At 69.3% G+C, this 19,092-nt stretch carries 20 protein-coding genes; 7 read left to right on the top strand and 13 right to left on the bottom strand.

Annotation, left to right across the window (positions count from 1 at the left end):
* Positions 1–134: 134 nt before the first annotated feature.
* Positions 135–1,586: a TrkH family potassium uptake protein gene (locus AACG61_RS06335; RefSeq protein ID WP_411839155.1), complete on the top strand. Its 1,452-nt coding sequence runs from the start codon at positions 135–137 to the stop codon at positions 1,584–1,586.
* A 5-nt stretch (positions 1,587–1,591) separates the two neighbouring features.
* On the opposite strand, the gene AACG61_RS06330 is transcribed toward AACG61_RS06335, so the two are convergent.
* The gene (locus AACG61_RS06330) at positions 1,592–2,890 is read right to left on the bottom strand and encodes a peptidoglycan-binding domain-containing protein (RefSeq protein ID WP_411839154.1); all 1,299 of its coding nucleotides are present in this window, start codon (positions 2,888–2,890) and stop codon (positions 1,592–1,594) included.
* Positions 2,891–3,006: 116 nt separating this feature from the next.
* On the opposite strand from AACG61_RS06330, the gene AACG61_RS06325 reads away from it, so the two are divergent.
* Genes AACG61_RS06325 through glyS form a run of 3 tightly spaced genes read left to right on the top strand, consistent with a single transcriptional unit; the run spans position 3,007 to position 6,529 of the window.
* A complete protein-coding gene (locus AACG61_RS06325) occupies positions 3,007–3,930 on the top strand; it encodes a glycine--tRNA ligase subunit alpha (protein WP_411839153.1) in 924 nt (307 codons plus the stop codon).
* Entirely contained in the window at positions 3,927–4,418 is a 492-nt protein-coding gene (locus AACG61_RS06320; protein WP_411839152.1) for a DUF6446 family protein, read from the top strand. The genes AACG61_RS06325 and AACG61_RS06320 overlap by 4 nt, the downstream gene beginning before the upstream one ends.
* On the top strand, positions 4,418–6,529 hold the full coding sequence (gene glyS / locus AACG61_RS06315) for a glycine--tRNA ligase subunit beta (RefSeq protein ID WP_411839151.1): 2,112 nt from the start codon (positions 4,418–4,420) through the stop codon (positions 6,527–6,529). Before AACG61_RS06320 ends, glyS begins: the two co-directional genes overlap by 1 nt.
* Before the next feature lie 136 nt (positions 6,530–6,665).
* On the opposite strand, the gene AACG61_RS06310 is transcribed toward glyS, so the two are convergent.
* The 12 genes from AACG61_RS06310 to AACG61_RS06255 form a co-directional block, all read right to left on the bottom strand.
* Positions 6,666–7,445 (bottom strand): succinate dehydrogenase iron-sulfur subunit, encoded by a 780-nt coding sequence (locus tag AACG61_RS06310; protein ID WP_411839150.1) that lies wholly within the window; start codon positions 7,443–7,445, stop codon positions 6,666–6,668.
* 13 nt (positions 7,446–7,458) lie between these two features.
* A complete protein-coding gene (locus tag AACG61_RS06305; RefSeq protein WP_411839149.1) occupies positions 7,459–8,280 on the bottom strand; it encodes a hypothetical protein in 822 nt (273 codons plus the stop codon).
* Entirely contained in the window at positions 8,280–8,597 is a 318-nt protein-coding gene (locus AACG61_RS06300; RefSeq protein ID WP_411839148.1) for a hypothetical protein, read from the bottom strand. Before AACG61_RS06300 ends, AACG61_RS06305 begins: the two co-directional genes overlap by 1 nt.
* A 4-nt stretch (positions 8,598–8,601) precedes the next feature.
* Positions 8,602–8,970, bottom strand: coding sequence for a hypothetical protein (locus AACG61_RS06295; protein WP_411839147.1), 369 nt, complete (start codon positions 8,968–8,970; stop codon positions 8,602–8,604).
* On the bottom strand, positions 8,970–10,772 hold the full coding sequence (sdhA, locus tag AACG61_RS06290) for a succinate dehydrogenase flavoprotein subunit (RefSeq protein ID WP_411839146.1): 1,803 nt from the start codon (positions 10,770–10,772) through the stop codon (positions 8,970–8,972). The genes AACG61_RS06295 and sdhA overlap by 1 nt, the downstream gene beginning before the upstream one ends.
* Before the next feature lie 7 nt (positions 10,773–10,779).
* Positions 10,780–11,169, bottom strand: a complete 390-nt coding sequence (locus AACG61_RS06285; RefSeq protein ID WP_411839145.1) for a succinate dehydrogenase, hydrophobic membrane anchor protein — start codon at positions 11,167–11,169, stop codon at positions 10,780–10,782.
* Positions 11,170–11,176: 7 nt separating this feature from the next.
* A complete protein-coding gene (gene sdhC / locus AACG61_RS06280) occupies positions 11,177–11,569 on the bottom strand; it encodes a succinate dehydrogenase, cytochrome b556 subunit (protein WP_411839144.1) in 393 nt (130 codons plus the stop codon).
* Positions 11,570–11,804: 235 nt separating this feature from the next.
* Complete coding sequence (locus tag AACG61_RS06275; protein WP_411839143.1) at positions 11,805–12,839, bottom strand: MaoC family dehydratase; 1,035 nt, start codon at positions 12,837–12,839, stop codon at positions 11,805–11,807.
* The gene (locus AACG61_RS06270; protein WP_411839142.1) at positions 12,836–13,042 is read right to left on the bottom strand and encodes a DUF1737 domain-containing protein; all 207 of its coding nucleotides are present in this window, start codon (positions 13,040–13,042) and stop codon (positions 12,836–12,838) included. The genes AACG61_RS06275 and AACG61_RS06270 overlap by 4 nt, the downstream gene beginning before the upstream one ends.
* 1 nt (position 13,043) lies before the next feature.
* The gene (locus AACG61_RS06265; protein WP_411839141.1) at positions 13,044–13,595 is read right to left on the bottom strand and encodes an NnrU family protein; all 552 of its coding nucleotides are present in this window, start codon (positions 13,593–13,595) and stop codon (positions 13,044–13,046) included.
* 42 nt (positions 13,596–13,637) lie between these two features.
* Positions 13,638–14,480, bottom strand: a complete 843-nt coding sequence (locus AACG61_RS06260; RefSeq protein WP_411839140.1) for an HpcH/HpaI aldolase/citrate lyase family protein — start codon at positions 14,478–14,480, stop codon at positions 13,638–13,640.
* A gap of 82 nt (positions 14,481–14,562) precedes the next feature.
* Positions 14,563–15,312: a sulfite exporter TauE/SafE family protein gene (locus AACG61_RS06255; protein ID WP_411839139.1), complete on the bottom strand. Its 750-nt coding sequence runs from the start codon at positions 15,310–15,312 to the stop codon at positions 14,563–14,565.
* 157 nt (positions 15,313–15,469) lie between these two features.
* Here AACG61_RS06255 and mdh point away from each other — a divergent pair, with 157 nt between their 5' ends.
* From mdh to sucC, 3 genes are all read left to right on the top strand, one after another.
* Positions 15,470–16,432, top strand: a complete 963-nt coding sequence (mdh, locus tag AACG61_RS06250; protein ID WP_411839138.1) for a malate dehydrogenase — start codon at positions 15,470–15,472, stop codon at positions 16,430–16,432.
* A gap of 69 nt (positions 16,433–16,501) precedes the next feature.
* Positions 16,502–17,671 carry a hypothetical protein gene (locus tag AACG61_RS06245; protein WP_411839137.1) on the top strand — a complete coding sequence of 390 codons (1,170 nt, stop codon included), beginning with the start codon at positions 16,502–16,504 and terminating at the stop codon, positions 17,669–17,671.
* Positions 17,672–17,857: 186 nt separating this feature from the next.
* On the top strand, positions 17,858–19,051 hold the full coding sequence (gene sucC / locus AACG61_RS06240; RefSeq protein ID WP_411839136.1) for an ADP-forming succinate--CoA ligase subunit beta: 1,194 nt from the start codon (positions 17,858–17,860) through the stop codon (positions 19,049–19,051).
* The last annotated feature ends 41 nt before the right edge of the window (positions 19,052–19,092 follow it).

The following is a 19,092-nucleotide window of genomic DNA, read 5'->3' as shown; positions in this document are numbered from 1 at the left end:
CGCCCTCCGATGACAAGTTGCCCAAAAGGTAGCCTGACCGCCGGTGTCATTCAAGAGGCCGCGCGCCGCGCCATCCGCCGCACCGGCCCGCGGGGCCACTTGACGCGCCGCTGCCCGCGCGGCAACCAGAGGCGATGATCGACATCCGCCCCGTGGCCCATCCGATCGGAAAGATCCTGACCGTGATCGGCGCCATGATGGTCGCTCCGATGGCGGTGGACTGGTGGCATGGCGACCCGCATTGGGTCGTGTTCCTGCAGTCGGCGGTGCTGACCATGGTGTCGGGGGTGATGCTGGCCGTGGCCACGGCAGGGCGCTACGACCACCTGACGCTGCATCAGGCCTTCCTGCTGACCTCGGGGATCTGGCTGGTCCTGCCCGCCTTCGGCGCCCTGCCCTTCATGCTGGGAGAGCCGGATGCCAGCTTCACCGACGCGATGTTCGAATCCATGTCGGGCTTCACCACGACCGGCACCACGGTCTTTCCCGAACTGGACGACCTGGCGCGCGGCATCCACCTGTGGCGCGCGATCCTGCACTGGGCAGGGGGCCTCGGGATCGTGGTCGTCGCCATGGTCTTCCTGCCGGTGATGAAGGTGGGCGGGATGCAGTTCTTCCGGTCGGAGGGCTTCGACACGCTTGGCAAGGTGCTGCCCCGCGCGGGCCAGATCGCCGGAGAGATGACGCAGCTCTACCTGATCCTGACCGGGGCCTGCCTGGTGACCTACCTGATGCTGGGCATGACGGGCTTCGATGCGGTTGTGCAGGCGTTCAGCACCATCTCGACCGGCGGGTTCTCGAACTACGACGCCAGCTTCGGGGCGTTTCTGGGACCGGCGCAATGGGCCTCGTCGGTCTTCATGATCCTGGCTTCCGTGCCGTTCATCCGGATGGTGCAGCTGATGCGCGGTCAGGCCAGGCCGCTGTGGCGCGACATCCAGGTCCGGGCCTATCTGCGCTGGATCTGCTACGCGGTGATCATCATCCTGCTCTATCGCGTGCTGTGGCTGGGCCAGGTGGACCATCCGGAGGCGATGCTGCGCACGACGGTCTTCAACGTGGTCTCGACCTTCTCGGGCACGGGCTTTGCCAATGAGGACGTGACCCGGTGGGGCCATCTGCCGCTGATGGTGCTGGTCATCGTGGGGCTGATCGGCGGCTGCACCGGATCGACGGGCTGCTCGGTCAAGATCTTCCGCTATCTGGTGCTGTTCGAGGCCGTGCGCGCCCAGATCCGCCGCATGCACTCGCCCCACCGCGTCTATCCGCTGCGCTATGACGGCCAGCCGCTGGACCAGGACGTGGTCGATTCGGTCATGGCCTTCTTCACGCTGTTCTTCCTGACCTTCGGCCTGCTGATCGTGGGCCTGTCGCTGACCGGGCTGCACCCGCGCACCGCGCTGACCGCCGCCTGGACGACCATCGCCAACATCGGCCCGGTCTGGGGACCGGAGGTGACCGGCAACGGCTCGATCGCCGACTTCCCGGAACTGGCCAAGTGGATGATGACGCTCGGCATGTTCCTGGGCCGGCTGGAGCTGATCTCGGTCCTGGTGCTGCTGCTGCCCCGCTTCTGGCGGGGCTGAGGCGCTCAGGGCAGCGCGGCGGGCTGGGGCGCCTCGTTCGCGCCGGGCGCGTGGCGGGTCAGGCTGTCGCTCAGCTCCGCCGCCAGGCGCGTCGCGGTCTCCGCGTCCGACGCGGGCCAGATCAGCACATATCCCTCGGCCCGGCCGTCGCGGACCCAGCCCTCGGCCGTGGCCGCATGGGCCGCATTCGCGCCGCGCAGGCTGACATGGTCGCGCGAAACCACGCGTTCCGGGCTGGGCACCCAGCCAAGCGCCGTCACCAGCCCCGCCAGGTCCAGCAGCTCCTGCTGACCGCCGGGCTGGCTGAAGAGGATCAGCGCCGCCCCCGACCCGTCCTTCGGGCCATAGATCGACAGCGCGCGTTCCGCCCGATCGAAGGTCAGCGCGCGCATCGGCGCGGTGACGCGCAGCCCGGTGGCCGCATCGACCAGCGGCGCCAGCCCCTGCGCGCGCGACCAGGCCGCGCGCCGCTCCTCCAGCCGGCGCAGCGCGGTGCCGGGATCGGTCGAGCCCCGCGCCGTGGCGATCTCGGCCCGGATCGCGGCCTGCGTGCGCGGACCGTCCTTGCCGTCGATCGCCCCGTCGTAATGCCCCGCCCATCGCAGCGCGCGCTGGACCTGATCCAGCGGCGGCAGGGGCTGGGGCGCGTCGGGCGCGGGCAGGTCCGGCGCCGCGCCGGCATCGACGGCCGTGCCCAGATCGGCGGCGGGGTTCACGACCGCGTCCTTGGGGATCACGCCCGCCTGCGACAGGATCGGCAGCCACGCGTCCGCCGCCTCGCGCGGGACCGGCCCCAGGGCCACCGCGAACCAGCCGTCGGGCAGCGCCCAGAGCCCCGCCTGCGGCAGATCGGCGCGAACCCGCGCCAAGGCCGCCTCCGCCGCCGGGCGGGTCTCGAAGGATTCCAGCCGCAGGAACCAGCCCGGCGGCGGGGCCGCGGGTTCCGCGACAATGGCGGGCGCGGCGGCCGCGTCGCCGACCGGCGTCAGCACGGTCCCGGCAGCAGGCTGGCTGACGAAGGCGTCCTGCGGCACCTTGCCCGCGGCCTTCAGCTGCTCCAGCAGCGGCCCGGCCCGGTCGGCGGGCAGCGGGCCGATGGCGATGCCGGTCCAGCCCCCGTCCAGCGGCAGCGTCACCACCCCGTCGAACCGCCCGGCCCAGTCCCGCGCGGCCTGGGCCACGGCCTCGGGGGCGCGCTTGGCCTCCAGCCGGATCACCGCCTCCTGCGCAGGCGCGAGGCCCGGCACCATCGCCGCCAGCATCCACGCCGCCACGCCGCCCGACCGCATCATCCTGCCCGTCATTCCGTCCTGCCATCCTGTCGCGGTCGCCGCCGCCGTCGGGCCATTGTTGACCCTGTTCCGCCGCGCGCCTAGAAGACGCCGACGCATGCGCCCGATCTACGCAAAAGGATGGCCCGATGACCAGCCCCAACCGACCCCGCAGCTTTCAGGAGATCATCTTGGCGCTGCAGACCTACTGGGCGGCGCAGGGCTGCGCCGTGCTGCAGCCCTATGACATGGAGGTCGGCGCCGGGACCTTCCACCCCGCGACCACGCTGCGCGCCCTGGGCGGCCGGTCCTGGGCCGCGGCCTATGTCCAGCCGTCCCGCCGCCCGACCGACGGCCGCTATGGCGAGAACCCGAACCGCCTGCAGCACTACTATCAGTATCAGGTCATCATCAAGCCCAGCCCCCCCGACCTGCAGGAGCTGTATCTGGGCAGCCTGCGCGCCATCGGGCTGGACCCGATGGTCCATGACGTCCGCTTCGTCGAGGATGACTGGGAGAGCCCGACCCTCGGGGCCTGGGGCCTGGGCTGGGAGGTCTGGTGCGACGGCATGGAGGTCAGCCAGTTCACCTATTTCCAGCAGGTCGGCGGCCATGACTGCAAGCCCGTCAGCGGCGAGCTGACCTACGGGCTGGAGCGTCTGGCCATGTATGTGCTGGGCGTCGAGCATGTCATGGACATGCCCTTCAACGACCCCGACAGCCCCATTCCGCTGACCTACGGCGACATCTTCCGCCAGACCGAACAGGAATACAGCCGCTGGAACTTCGACCAGGCCGACACCGAGATGCTGTTCCAGCATTTCAAGGATGCCGAGGCCGAATGCGCCCGCATCCTGGCGGCCGAGCGCACCGACGCCGCCGGGCGCACCATCCCGATGGCCCATCCCGCCTATGACCAGGCGATCAAGGCCAGCCACCTGTTCAACCTGCTGGACGCGCGCGGCGTCATCAGCGTGACCGAACGCCAGGCCTATATCGGCCGCGTGCGCGCGCTGGCCAAGGGCTGCGCCGACCTGTTCCTGACCACGGACGCGGCCGGAGCGGCCCCGTGAACTGGGGCAAGGTCGCGGCCGTCGCCCTGCTGGGCAGCACTGTCGCCGCGGGCGCGGGCATGTGGTATGCGCAGGAATACCTCTACTACGATCCGATCGACCCGAACGGGCCGGGCGCGGCCATCGCGCTGGCCACGGAGGGCGGCGCGCGCGATCTGCCCCTGACCGGATTCGAAGGGATCGACGCCGACAGCAGCCCGCTGCGCTGGCGCGCCTGCGCCACGGTCGATCAGGCCGCGCTGGACGGGCTGATGGCCGGTGCCCTGCCCTTCGACGGGGCCACGCCGCTGAACGCGCCGCGCTGGTTCGCCTGCTTCGACGCGGCCCGGATCGGCGGCGATCTGGAAAGCGGCGCGGCCCGCGCGGTCCTCTCGGTCAGCGACATCCGCCCCGATGTGGACCGGGTGCTGGCCGTCTATCCCGACGGCCGCGTCTATGGCTGGCACCAATACAACGACAAGACCCCGGAACGCGGAGTGATGGACTGATGCCCGACCTGCTGATCGAGCTTTTCTCGGAAGAAATCCCGGCCCGCATGCAGGCCCGCGCGCGCGAGGACCTCAAGCGCCTGGTGACCGACGGACTGGTCCAGGCCGGGCTGACCTATGCCGGCGCGGGCGCCTTCAGCACGCCGCGCCGCCTGGCCCTGACGGTCCAGGGCCTGACCGCCGCCAGCCCCACCACGCGCGAGGAGCGCAAGGGTCCCCGCACCGACGCCCCCGAGGCCGCACTGGAGGGCTTCCTGCGCAGCACGGGCCTGACCCGCGATCAGCTGGAGGCGCGCGACGACAAGAAGGGCCAGGTCTGGTTCGCCACCATCGAGCGCCCCGGCCGCCCCGCAGCCCAGATCGTGGCCGAGGTGCTGGAGACCACGATCCGCAATTTCCCTTGGCCCAAATCCATGCGGTGGGGCTCGGGCAGCCTGCGATGGGTGCGCCCGCTGCATTCGATCCTGTGCATCGTGTCCGATGAGGCTGGCGCGACGGTCGTCCCGCTGACCGTGGACGGCATCGCGTCGGGCAACATCACCCGCGGCCACCGCTTCATGGCGCCGGACGCCTTCACCGTCAGCGGTTTCGACGATTACGCGGCCAAGCTGCGCCGCGCCCGCGTGATGCTGGATGCCGAGGAACGCGCGTCCGAGATCCGCTCGCAGGCCGACAACCTGGCCTTTGCCCGCGGCTGGCGCATCGTCCCCGACGACGCCCTGCTGGCCGAGGTCGCCGGTCTGGTCGAATGGCCCGTTCCCCTGATGGGCGTGATCGAGGAGCGCTTCCTGGCCCTGCCCCCCGAGGTCCTGCAGACCTCGATGAAGGAGCATCAGAAGTTCTTCTCGGCCCAGAACCCCGCCACCGGCCGGATCGAGGGTTTTGTCACCGTCGCGAACATCCAGACGCCCGATGACGGCGCGACGATCCTTGCGGGCAACCAGCGCGTCCTGGCCGCCCGCCTCTCGGACGCCGCCTTCTTCTGGGAGAACGACCTGCGCGAGGCGCAGTCGGGCATGGCGGCCTGGGCCGAGGGCCTGGGCGCGGTGACCTTCCACAACAAGCTCGGCTCCCAGGCCGACCGGGTCGTGCGCATCGCCGCACTGGCCCGCGAGATCGCGCCGCTGGTCGATGCCGACCCGGATCAGGCCGAACGCGCCGCGCGTCTGGCCAAGCTGGACCTGCGCTCGGCCATGGTGGGCGAGTTCCCCGAGCTCCAGGGCACGATGGGCCGCTATTACGCCCTGGAGGCCTGTGAGCCCGAGGCCGTGGCCGATGCCGCCCGAGACCACTACTCGCCGCTCGGCCCCTCCGACGCGGTGCCGAGCGCCCCCGTCTCGGTCGCCGTGGCGCTGGCTGACAAGATCGACACGCTGACCGGCTTCTGGGCCATCGACGAAAAGCCCACCGGCTCGAAGGACCCCTTCGCCCTTCGGCGCGCCGCCTTGGGGGTGATCCGACTGATCGTCGCGAACAACCTCACCGTGCCCCTTCAGAGCGTCATGTCGACCATGGTGCGGAAGTCCGACATGCTGCACGCCGAGAGCGACAGCGAAATCGTCGGCCCATCTCCGGACCAATATCTGCCGGACCTGCTCTCCTTCCTCCACGACCGCCTTAAGGTCTTCCTGCGCGACCAGGGCATCCGCCACGACATCATCGACGCGGTGCTGGCGCAGGAGGGCAACGACGACCTGGTCCGCGTGGCGGCCCGCGCCACGGCGCTGAACGCGATGCTGGCGACCGAGGACGGCCGCAACCTGACCCAAGGCCTCAAGCGCGCGGGAAACATCCTGGCCCAGGCCGAGGCGCAGGACGGCGTCGAATACAGCTTCGGCGCCGACGTCAAATTCGCCGAGACCGACCAAGAGCGCGCCCTCTTCACCGCGCTGGATGAGGCCGAACCCGCGATCAGGCGCGCCATGGCCGCCGAGGACTACCCCGCCGCGATGACCGCCATCGCGGCCCTGCGCGCTCCCATCGACGCCTTCTTCGAGGCGGTCCAGGTCAACACCGACCACCAGATCGTCCGGCGCAACCGCCTGAACCTGCTCAGCCGCATCCGCGAGGCGGGGCGGCAGATCGCCGATTTCACCCGCATCGACGGCTGAACGCAAAACGGCCCGGAGATCGCTCTCCGGGCCGTTTCCAAAAGCGCCGTCCCGCAGGGGAGCCCGAGGGGACGGCACGTCCCCTCGGCGGGGGGTGCGGGGGGCTGGCCCCCCGCCCTCCGTCGCGGGACGCAGGTCAGACCGCGCGTTCCACCATCATGTGCTTGATCGAGGCGATGGCCTTGGCGGGGTTCAGCCCCTTGGGGCAGGTGTTGGTGCAGTTCATGATCGTGTGGCAGCGGTACAGCTTGAAGGGGTCCTCCAGCTCGTCCAGCCGCTCGCCCGTCGACTCGTCGCGGCTGTCGATGATCCAGCGATAGGCATGCAGCAGCGCCGCCGGTCCCAGATAGCGGTCGCCGTTCCACCAGTAGCTCGGGCAAGAGGTCGAGCAGGACGCGCACAGGATGCACTCGTAAAGACCATCCAGCTTCTTGCGGTCCTCGATCGACTGCTTCCACTCCTTGCCCGGCGTGGGCGACTTGGTCTGCAGATAGGGGTTCACCGAGGCGTGCTGCGCATAGAAATGCGTCAGGTCCGGCACCAGGTCCTTGACCACCGGCATGTGCGGCAGCGGATAGATGGCCACGTCGCCCTTCACCTCATCGATGCCGAAGATGCAGGCCAGCTTGTTGCCGCCGTCGATCACCATGGCGCAGGACCCGCAAATCCCCTCGCGGCAGGACCGGCGGAAGGACAGGGTCGGGTCGATCTCGGATTTGATCTTGATCAGCGCGTCCAGCATCATCGGGCCGCATTTGTCGAGATCGACGAAATAGGTGTCCAGACGCGGGTTCTCGCCCGTTTCGGGGTCCCACCGATAGATCTTGAACTTCTTGACGTTGGTCGCGCCCTCGGGCTTGGGCCAGGTCTTGCCGACCCGGATCTGGCTGTTCTTGGGCAGGGTGAACTGGACCATGGGGTAGCTCCTTTCAGAGAGTGCCTTCGGACGGCACATGGGCCGTGAACAGGGGTTGCGAGCGGGCCACCAGATCGGCCACCCGGTCGCGGGCATGAGGGTTCAGCGCCAGCCCGTTCAGGCGGCGCAGGAATTCGGTCGCGCCGGGGGACAGGCGCTCCATCGCGCGTTCCGCCAGCGGGGGCAATGCGGCAAGACGCGCCTCGGGCAACCCGGCCAGCGCCATCAGCGCAAGGCCCGGCCGGTCGGGATCGCCCTCCTCCAGCCGCAGGCGCGCGACGCGCCCGGGTCCGGCCGCCGCCTCCAGCCGCCGGATCAGGTCGCCCCAGCCCGGAAGGTCGCGCGTCTCGGCGCGGAAGGTCTCCAGCGTGCCGGAATAGCCGTCGGTGCGCACCGCCTGCGCCCAGACCGAGGGCAGCCAAGTCTGCATCCGGCGCGTGCAGACCGCGACGACAGGGGCGAACCCCCGCGCCTCGGCCAGGGGCAGCAGCCGCGACAGGATCGCAGGCAATGCTGGGAACAGCCGCGTCTCGCCGCCATTGCCGGGCATGGCGCCGGCCAGATTTTCGTGGCTCAGGATCACCGCACGACCGTCATCGGGGATGCCGTCCAGCACCGCCCCAAAGGCCGCGTCCAGCGTCGCGCCCTCGGTCTCTCCGGGCGACAGGCTGAAGGCGATGGCCGCGCGGCCCAAGGGGCGCATCGGGGTTCCAGCCTCGGGGGTGCGCACGATCAGCGCATCCGACAAGGCAGGTTGCGACAGGCGCAGAAAGCGTTGCAGGCTGGTGGTGCCGGTCTTCTGCACGCCCACATGCAGGACGAGGGGGCGGTCCATCAGCCCCTCCAGCCCGGCTGGTCGGCCAGCACGCGGACGGGCATCTGGCCCGACCGGCGCAGGACGCAGCGGTTGAACACGTCCGACGGGTCGCGCCCGCGGATGTAGTCGCTGCTGATCTCCAGCTCCAGGCTGCCATAGCCGCGGGTGCCGCCCGAGCCGGAGCCGACGCCCATCGCGACGCTGCCGCGCGGGCGTTCAGCCAGTTGCGCGTCGCGCAGGCAGATCCGCTCGGCCTGGTCCACCGGGACCAGGCCGCAGGCCGCCACCACCGCGATCAGCGGCAGCAGCCCAAGACGGATGGCCTGCGCGATCATCAGATCACGCCGTGCGCGCCGCGGCGGCGATGCACTGGGTCGTGGCCGGGCGCGAGACGATCGACGCCACGCTGTCGGCGGTGCCGGTCGCACCCGAACGCGACATCTGCGCGATGTCGATCAGCTCGGCCGTGGTGGCGTTGTTGACCACGCAGTCGGTGTAGGGCGAGACGTTGACACCCGGCAGGCGGCGGCTCATCTCCGCGTCCACGACGTTGCGCGCGATCTGGCGCGACGCGGCGTCCAGGATGGTCGGCGCCGGGGCGACGCCCGGGGCCGAGGGGACGGCCGGTCCGGTCATGGGAACCGGAGCCACGCAGCCGGCCAGGGTGGCGGCCGCCAGGCCGAAGGCGGCGAGAAGGTTGAAACGCATCAATAAACCCTTTTCTTCGGAGCGATCTTCTGCAGGTCGATCCCGCCTTCCTCGGCCTTGGTGAGCGGCTCCAGATGGACGGGGCGGTAGGCCAGTTTAACCTTGTTCCCGTCCACCCAGGCAAGCGAATGCTTGCGCCAGTTGGCGTCATCCCGCTCAGGATAGTCCTCGTGCGCATGGGCGCCGCGGCTTTCCTTGCGCGCTTCGGCCGCCACGATGGTCGTCAGGGCGTTGGGCATCAGGTTCGTCAGCTCCAACGTCTCCATCAGGTCCGTGTTCCAGATCAATCCGCGATCCGTGACCTTCAGGTCGTCCAGCTTGCCGGCGATGGCCTCCATCTTGGTCATGCCCTCGGCCAGGGTCTTGTCGGTGCGGAACACCGCCGCATCCGCCTGCATGGTGCGCTGCATCTCATTGCGCAGCTCGGCCGTGCCGGTGGTGCCCTTCGCGTGGCGCAGCCCGTCGAAGCGGTCCAGCGCGCGGTCCACCTCGGCCTGGTTGGTGGACGGGACGGCGCCCGCACGGTCCACGACCTCGCCCGCGCGGATCGCGGCGGCGCGGCCGAAGACCACCAGGTCGATCAGGCTATTGGAGCCCAAGCGGTTCGCACCGTGCACCGAGGCGCATCCCGCCTCGCCCACGGCCATCAGGCCGGGGAAAATCGCGTCCGGATTGTCCTCGGTCGGCGCCAGCACCTCGCCCCAGTAGTTCGTGGGGATGCCACCCATGTTGTAATGCACGGTCGGGATCACCGGGATCGGCGCGCGGGTCACGTCGACGCCGGCAAAGATCTTGGCGCTCTCGCTGATGCCGGGCAGACGTTCATGCAGCGTCTCGGGCGGCAGGTGCATCAGGTTCAGGAAGATGTGGTCCTTGTCGCCGCCGACGCCGCGACCCTCGCGGATCTCCAGCGTCATGCAGCGGCTGACCACATCGCGGCTGGCCAGGTCCTTGTAGGTGGGCGCATAGCGCTCCATGAACCGCTCGCCCTCGGAGTTGGTCAGGTAGCCGCCCTCTCCCCGCGCGCCTTCGGTGATCAGGCAGCCCGAGCCGTAGATGCCGGTCGGGTGGAACTGCACGAACTCCATGTCCTGCAGGGGCAGGCCCGCGCGGGCGACCATGCCGCCGCCGTCGCCGGTGCAGGTATGGGCGCTGGTCGCGCTGAAATAGGCGCGGCCGTACCCGCCGGTCGCCAGCACCACCATCTTGGCGTTGAAGACATGCATCGTGCCGTCGTCCAGCTTCCAGCAGACGACGCCGGTGCAGCGGCCATCGGTGATGATCAGATCCAGCGCGAAATATTCGATGAAGAACTCCGCGTTGTTCTTCAGCGACTGACCATAGAGCGTGTGCAGGATGGCGTGGCCGGTGCGGTCGGCCGCGGCGCAGGTGCGCTGGACCGGGGGGCCTTCGCCGTATTCGGTGGTGTGGCCGCCGAAGGGACGCTGATAGATGCGGCCGTCCTCGGTCCGGCTGAACGGGACGCCGTAATGCTCCAGCTCATAGACGGCCTTGGGGGCTTCGCGCGCCAGGTATTCCATGGCGTCGGTGTCGCCCAGCCAGTCCGACCCCTTGACGGTGTCGTACATGTGCCACTGCCAGCTGTCGGGGCCCATGTTGGACAGCGACGCGGCGATGCCGCCTTGGGCCGCGACGGTGTGCGAGCGTGTCGGAAAGACCTTGGTCACGCAGGCCGTGCGCAGGCCCTGTTCGGCCATGCCGAGCGTCGCGCGCAGACCCGCGCCACCGGCACCCACGACGACCACGTCATAGTCATGAACGGTTGTTTGGTAAGCTGCCATGTCGTCCTCAGATCGCGGGAAGGGTGAAGGCCATCTTGGCCAGCGCAAAGATGGCGGCGGCGATCACGCCCCAGCCAAAGATCGCGACCGCGACCATCGCCAGCTGCTGAGCGGTGCCGTGGACATAGTCCGCGATCGCGCCGCCCTGCGACCCCTTGATGAAATGCAGCATGCCGACGATCACGAACAGCGCGGTGATGATGCCCGGGAAGGGGCGGCCGAAATGGGCCACGACCTGATCCTGGGGCAGGCCGATGGCGCCGCCCACGGCGATCAGGAACAGCGGCGTCAGCACGATCAGCGCATAGCTGCTCATCGTGATGTTCCAGTGGTGCTGGGTGCCCGCGCGGGCCGATCCCAGCCCCTGCGCGGCCTTGCGGGGGGTGATGTAGCGCATGATGCCCTCAGCCGATGAAGAAGATGATCAGGCTCAGCACGGTCAGCGCGACCGAGCCGATGATGATGCCCCAGGAGGATTTGCGGGCTTCCTCGATCTCCAGCCCCAGGCCGTTGTCGTAGAAGAGGTGCCGCACGCCCGACAGCGCGTGGAACCACAGCGCCCAGGTCGAGGCGGTCATGACCAGGAAGCCCAGCCAGGACCGCATGACCCAATCGGCCGCGGCGAAGGCGCCGGGGCTGGTGACGGCGGCGACCAGCCACCAGACCAGCAGCAGGAGGCCCGCCGACAGCGCGTGCCCGGTGATGCGGGTCAGGATCGAGGTGATCGCCGGCATCGGCAGACGATAGACCTGAAGATGGGGGGAAAGCGGCCGGTTACCCCGGTTCACGTCGGCCATTGGCGGCCCTCCTTTGATCGGTTCAGCGATCCCGGCGCAGGTCCCCCGATAGGAATGGGCTGGCACGCGCGGGCTGGCGATTGGTGCCGTTACTGGCCTGACAGATGCCACCTGTCACGCCGGGATGCCACCCCGCGCGCGCAAATGCCGCGGAAATCCGCCTTTGTGATCACAGGCGTGGCGGCTGTGATCACAGCCTCGCCGGCCGTTAGCGCAGGACAGCGGGGCGGGCGACTCAGACCGGGATCAGCGCCCAGTAATCCAGATCCAGCAGCACGTCGGGCAGGTAGCGCCCCTGATCGTCGCGCAGCGCCCCCGGCGCCGCCTCGCCCCGGGTCGCGACCAGGCGCAGGCGGATCGCGCCCACGCCCGGCGCCTCGGTCGGGGCGCGGTCCAGGACCTCGGACCAGGCCCGCACGGTATCGCCCGCAAAGCAGGGATTCGCATGCGCGCCCGCGTTCAGCGCCACGATCATCTGCGCATTGGCCAGCCCGTTGAAGGACAGCGCGCGCGCCAGGCTGATGACATGGCCGCCATAGATCAGCCGCCGCCCGTCGGGGCGGTGGGTGGCGTCGAAATGCACCTTGGCGGTGTTCTGCCACAGACGGGTGGCCAGCATATGCTCGGCCTCCTCGATGGTGACGGCATCGACATGGTCGATGACCTCACCCACCGCGTAATCGCCCCACCGATGGGATTCTCCCGCCAGATCAAAGTCGTATTCGGTGAAGTTCAACCCTTCCGGAACGATCAGGTCGGCCGGATCGACGACGGCGGCCAGATCGGGCACCACCGCCTCGGGCGCCGGGGCCTGGGGGTCGCGCTTGCGGACCATGACCCACCGGACATAGTCCAGCACGACTTCCTCGACCTGGTTCAGCCCCTGGGTCCGCACCCAGACCACGCCCGACTGGCCGTTGGAATTCTGCCGCAGGCCGATCACCTGGCTTTCGGCGCGCAGCGTGTCGCCCGGCCAGACCGGCCGCAGCCAGCGCCCTTGGGCGTATCCCAGATTGGCGACCGCGTTCAGGCTGACATCCGGGACCGTCTTGCCGAAGACCGTGTGGAAGGCCAGCAGATCGTCCAGCGGGCTGCCGTCCAGACCGCAGGTGATCGCGAATTCGTCTGACGAGTACAGCGCATGCCGCGCGGGATAGAGCGCGTGGTACAGCGCCCGTTCGCCTTCCGCCACGGTGCGGGGCACGGCGTGGCGAATGGTCTGGCCGACCGTGTAATCCTCGAAGAACCGTCCCGGATTGGTCTTGGTCATTGCTGTCCCAGCTTCATCTCGGGGTGGTACTCCGCCTCGATCTCCTTGGTGACGGCCTGCCCCATGCGCATCACGCCCTTGACGGGATCATGGGCCATGGTGGGGCTGCCGTGCAGCGACCAGCCCTTGGACAGGGCCTCGCTGACGCGGTGGCAGAACTGCGACGTGTCGTCCTCGGTGATGCAGCGATAGATCAGGGGCATGTCAGGCTCCTCCGAAGGGCCAGGGGCCGATCCAGCCGTGGATCAGGCCGATCACGATCATGACGATGACGGCGCCGACGGCGGCCATCGCCTCCTTGCGGGCGGGGAAGGGTCCGGTCGGGCGGACCCAGGGGGCGGCGCGGTTGATCGCCACCATCTCGACGAAGGACCAGGCCAGCAGTCCGCCGAACAGGATGAAGGACGGCGTATCGCCGTTCACCAGCAGATGCGCCGCCGCCCACAGGACAAAGCCCCACAGCATCGGGTGGCGCATCACGGCGGTCACGCGGGTCTTCATGCCGCTGGCCGCGAACAGATAGAGGGCCACCAGCACCAGCAGGTTGTTGATCCCCACGAAGGCCGGGTTTGGACCCCAGAAGAACGCGCCGGTCGCCCCGCGATAGCCGATGACCATCAGGATGATCGACAGGACCAGAAGGCCCGCGACCATGCCCTTGCCCCGCTCGCCCGTCGCCGCGCGGCTGGCGGGCGCCATCCGCTTGTAGAGATGCGCCGCCCACCACAGGGCCACGCCTAGGATCAGGATCAGCATCTGGCTTTCCTCTCGCTGGAGCTCGTGGCGCGCAGACTGCCCTTATTGCGCCATGGCCGCAATCGCCTCCGCGCGGTCCAGCGTCTGGCGGGCGGTCGCGACATGCAGGTTCTCCACGATGCGGCCGTCGACCACGGCGACCCCCTTGCCCTCGGCCGCGGCGGCGTCGAAGGCCTCGATCTGGCGGCGGGCCAAAGCGACTTCCTCCCCGGTCGGCGCGAAGGCCGCGTTGGCGATCTCCAGCTGGGCGGGGTGGATCAGGGTCTTGCCGTCGAACCCCATGTCACGGCCCTGTTCGCACTCGGCGCGCAGGCCGTCCTCGTCCTTGAAGGCGTTGAAGACCCCGTCCACGATCACCCGCCCCTCCGCCTTGGCGGCCAGCAGGCACAGGCCCAGCCCGGCCATCATCGGCAGGCGGTCGGGACGGAAGCGGCTGCCCAGCTCCTTGGCCAGGTCGTTGGTGCCCATCACCATCCCCTCCAGCCGCGGATAGGCGGCGATGGCGGCGGCGTTCAGCATCGCGCGCGGCGTCTCCACCATCGCCCAGAGGGGCGTGTCGGGGACCAGTGCGGCCACGCGGTCCAGATCCTCCGGGCCGTCCACCTTGGGGATCAGCACCGCGTCGATCTCCAGCCCCGCGCAGGCGCGCGCGTCATCCGCGCCCCATGCGGTGGACAGCGCGTTGATGCGCACGATCCGCGCGCGGGGGCCGTAATCCTGCGTCAGGGCCTGGGCCAGCGCATCGCGGGCCGCGTCCTTGGCGTCGGGCGCCACGGCATCCTCAAGGTCGAAGATGATCGCATCGGCGGCAAGGCCGCGCGCCTTCTCCATCGCGCGGGCATTGGCGGCGGGGATGTAGAGGACCGAGCGGTAGGGGCGGGCCATGGGAAACCTCCGGGCAACAATCTTGCGCCTTGGTGCCGCGTCGCGTCACATATGGCAAGCGCAAATTGCCGCGCCGCAGAAATCAGCCTGCCAGACCCTGCCAGATCAGCCGCAGCGACACCGCCAGCAGGCCCCAGGTGATCAGCCGATAGAACAGCGCCGCCGGGATGATCCGCACCAGCCGCAGCCCCACCCAGACCGAGACCAGCGACAGCGGCATCAGCACCGCCGCCGTGGCCAGGTTCGCCGCCGACAGCTGCCCGAGCGCGGCATAGGGGATCAGCTTGACCCAGTTGCCGATGGCAAAGAACCAGGTCGTCGTGCCCGCATAGATCAGCGGCGACAGGCGCAGGGGCTGGGCATAGACCTGCCACAGCGGCGCGCCCGCATGGCTGACGAAGCTGGTATAGCCCGCCAGCCCGCCCCAGATCGTGGCCGCCCTGCCCCGCGCCGGGCGCGGCGCGGCATCCAGCACCGGCCGGATCAGCGCGTTCAGCGCGAATCCCAGCCCGATGACCCCCACGATCAGGGTGACGCCCCGCACCGGCACGATGCTGGCCGTGGCCCAGCCCACGCCGATGCCCACCATCGCGCCGGGCAGCGCCAGCATCAACGCGCGGCGGTCCAGGTTGCGGCGGAAGGCGATCAGCCCGCCCACGTCCGACACGACATAGATCGGCAGCAGCAGCCCCGCCGCCTGCACCGGCGACATGACCAGCGACATCAGCGGCACGCTGATGATGCCGACCATGGCCAGCCCGCCCTTGGACAGGCCCACCGCGACCGCTGCGATGACGGCCAGCGCCCAGCCCCCCGCCGTCAGATCCAGCATCCGCACCCTCCTGCACGATGTGCAATCCCTGCCCCGCCGCCGCGTCGGAGTCCAGTGTCAGCGCCAACAGTGCCGCGGCGCGGCAGGGACGGCTTGCGCATTCATGCGCGAGCGCTTACCCCTGCCGCAACATTCCACCATGTATCGGAGGTTACCCATGGCCCGACCCAAGATTGCACTGATCGGTGCAGGGCAGATCGGCGGCACGCTGGCGCATCTGGCCGCGATGAAGGAGCTGGGCGACGTCGTCCTGTTCGACATCTCGGAAGGCACCCCCCAGGGCAAGGCCTTGGACATCGCCGAATCGGGCCCGTCCGAAGGCTTCGACGCGCGCCTGAAGGGCACGAACGACTATGCCGACATCGCCGGCGCCGACGTCTGCATCGTGACCGCGGGCGTGCCGCGCAAGCCGGGCATGAGCCGCGACGACCTCTTGGGCATCAACCTCAAGGTCATGAAGTCGGTGGGCGAGGGCATCGCCAAGCACGCCCCGGACGCCTTCGTCATCTGCATCACCAACCCGCTGGACGCGATGGTCTGGGCGCTGCGCGAGTTCAGCGGCCTGCCCCACAACAAGGTCTGCGGCATGGCGGGCGTCCTGGATTCGGCCCGCTTCCGCCACTTCCTGTCGCTGGAATTCGACGTGTCCATGAAGGACGTGACGGCCTTCGTGCTGGGCGGGCATGGCGACACGATGGTGCCGCTGACCCGCTATTCGACCGTGGCCGGCATCCCGCTGCCCGACCTGGTCAAGATGGGCTGGACCACGCAGGACAAGCTGGACGCCATCGTGCAGCGCACCCGTGACGGCGGTGCCGAGATCGTGGGCCTGCTGAAGACCGGATCGGCCTTCTATGCCCCCGCGACCAGCGCCATCGAGATGGCCGAGGCCTATCTGAAGGACCAGAAGCGCGTCCTGCCCTGCGCGGCGCATGTGGACGGCGCCTATGGCCTGAAGGGGATGTATGTGGGCGTGCCCACCGTGATCGGCGCCGGCGGCGTCGAGAAGATCATCGACATCAAGCTGGACAGCGCCGAGCAGGCGATGATGGACAAGTCGGTCGATGCGGTGAAGGGCTTGGTCGAGGCCTGCAAGGGCATCGATCCCTCGCTGGCCTGATCGACACTTGCGAAATCCCGGAGCGGCGCGCCATGATCGGCGCGCCGTTTCCTTTTTCCGGGGTCCGCCATGTTCCGCCTGCTTGCCGCCCTGTCGCTGATCGCGACCCCCGCCTGGTCCCAGGAGGCGGGCGCGCTGACCGCCCGCGACGGCCCCGCCGCCGCCCGCGCCGCGCTGGAGGCGCAGCCCGCCTCGCCCGACCGCGACCTGGGTCTGGCCGCCGCGCATTTCTTGGGCGGGATCGAGGCCGCCTTCCAGGCTCGCCACCGGATCGGCGCGACCGAGCCGCTGCTTCCCCTGCCGCTCCTGGGCGCGCCTCTGCCTCCCAATCCCGACCCGCAGCCGATGACGGCCGATTTCGTGAACGCGATCATGCGCGACATCTCGGGCGCGATGCAGCGGACGCGCGAGGCGCTGCCCGACGATCCGGCCGTGCTGGTGCTGGACCTGCGCGCGTTGTGGCTGGACGTTGACGGCGACGGCCGCCGCGGGCCGGGCGAGGACATCCAGACCCTCTCGGGCCTGCCCTTCCCCGAAGGCCCGGCAGAGGTGCGATTCGACGCCGCTGACATCCACTGGCTGCGCGCCTATACCCATCTGATCGAGGGGGTCGCGTCGCTGATCCTGGCCTTCGACCCCGAACCCGCCCTGGCGCAGCGCATCGCGCTGGAGGCCGCGCTGGCCGAACAGTTCGCCGAACCGCCCGGCCAGATGGCGCGCGCGCCCAACATGGACATGCAGGCCCGCGCCTTCGGACCCATCGTCGACCGCATCGCCGTGGTGCTGCAGACGCTGCGCCGGCAGCCCGAGCCGGCGCTGATCCAGGCCGCGGGCGAGCATCTGCGCGCCATGGTGGCCGCGAACCGCCTGTTCTGGGCCGAAGTCGCGGCCGAGACCGACAACGACCGCGAGTGGATCCCGAACGACGCCCAGCAGGCCGCCCTGGGCTTTGCCCTGCCGCCCGGCACCGGCCCCATGTGGCTGGCCATCCTGGACGAGGTCGATCAGGCGCTGGAGGGGAAGATGTTGATCCCCTACTGGCGGTTCGCGCCAGGCCATGGCGTCGATCTGGCGCAGTGGCTGCGCGAGCCCGCGCCGGTCGAGGTCGAGGACTGGGTACAGGGCAGCGCCGCCCTGCCCTATGCCCGGCCCGGACTGACGGTCGGGCGCGACAATTGGGATCGGTTCCTGGGCAGCCTGGGCGCGCGCGCGGGCCTGACGATGCTGCTGCTGAACTGACGCCCCGGTCGAATCGCGCTGCTTGCGCTATCGGCGCGGCGGCTTTGTGATCACGGCAAATCTAGCTGTGATCACATTCGGCGACTTCCCGCCGGTTTTGCGCATTTTACGGGGAATTCGTTTCTGTGTGCCGCGACAGCGTGGCACAAGGCCCCCAAATCTGTCGAACCGAACGAGGGGGTCGAGATGAACATCCACGAATACCAGGCCAAGGCGCTGCTGCGCCAGTACGGCGCACCCGTCAGCGATGGCCGCATCGTGATGAAGGCCGATGAGGCCAAGACCGCAGCCGGCGAGATGGACGGCCCGCTCTGGGTGGTCAAGGCCCAGATCCATGCGGGCGGCCGCGGCAAGGGCAGCTTCAAGGAAGCCGAAGCCGGCGAGAAGGGCGGCGTCCGCCTGGCCAAGTCCGTCGAGGAGGCCGAGGAGCTGACCCGCCAGATGCTGGGCCGCACCCTGGTCACGCATCAGACCGGACCGGCCGGCAAGCAGGTCAACCGCATCTATATCGAGGACGGCAGCGACATCGCGCGCGAGCTGTATCTGGCGCTGCTGGTGGACCGCCAGACCTCGCGCGTGAGCTTCGTGGCCTCCACCGAGGGCGGCATGGACATCGAGGAGGTGGCCGAACACACGCCCGAGAAGATCGTCAGCTTCAGTGTCGATCCGGCCTCGGGCCTGTCGGACTTCCACGGCCGCCGCGTGGCCTTCGCCCTGGGCCTGGAAGGCGCGCAGGTCAAGCAATGCGTGGCGCTGGTTAAGAACCTGTATCGCATGTTCATCGAGAAGGACATGGAGATGCTGGAGATCAACCCGCTGATCGTCACGCCCGAAGGCCAGATCAAGTGCCTGGACGCCAAGATGGGCTTTGACAACAACGCGCTCTATCGTCAGCCCGACATCATGGCGCTGCGCGACGAGACCGAGGAGGACAGCAAGGAGCTGGCCGCCTCGAAGTTCGACCTGAACTACATCGCGCTGGACGGCGAGATCGGCTGCATGGTGAACGGCGCGGGCCTGGCCATGGCGACCATGGACATCATCAAGCTGTTCGGCGCCGAGCCGGCCAACTTCCTGGATGTCGGCGGCGGCGCCACCAAGGAGAAGGTCACCGAGGCGTTCAAGATCATCACCTCGGACCCGAACGTCAAAGGCATCCTGGTCAACATCTTCGGCGGCATCATGCGCTGCGACATCATCGCGGAGGGCATCATCGCCGCCGTGAAGGAGGTCGGCCTGCAGGTCCCGCTGGTCGTGCGCCTGGAAGGCACGAACGTCGACCTGGGCAAGGAGATCATTGCCAACAGCGGCCTGAACGTGATCGCGGCCGACGACCTCAAGGACGGCGCCGAGAAGATCGTGAAAGCGGTCAAGGGCTGATCCATCCGGGCGCGCGGGGCACGCGCGCCCTCCTCTGGAAC

The sequence above is a fragment of the Paracoccus sp. ME4 genome (assembly GCF_046736325.1).
In the GTDB taxonomy this organism is placed as follows: Bacteria; Pseudomonadota; Alphaproteobacteria; order Rhodobacterales; family Rhodobacteraceae; genus Paracoccus.
This window is presented reverse-complemented; position numbering and strand designations above follow the sequence as displayed.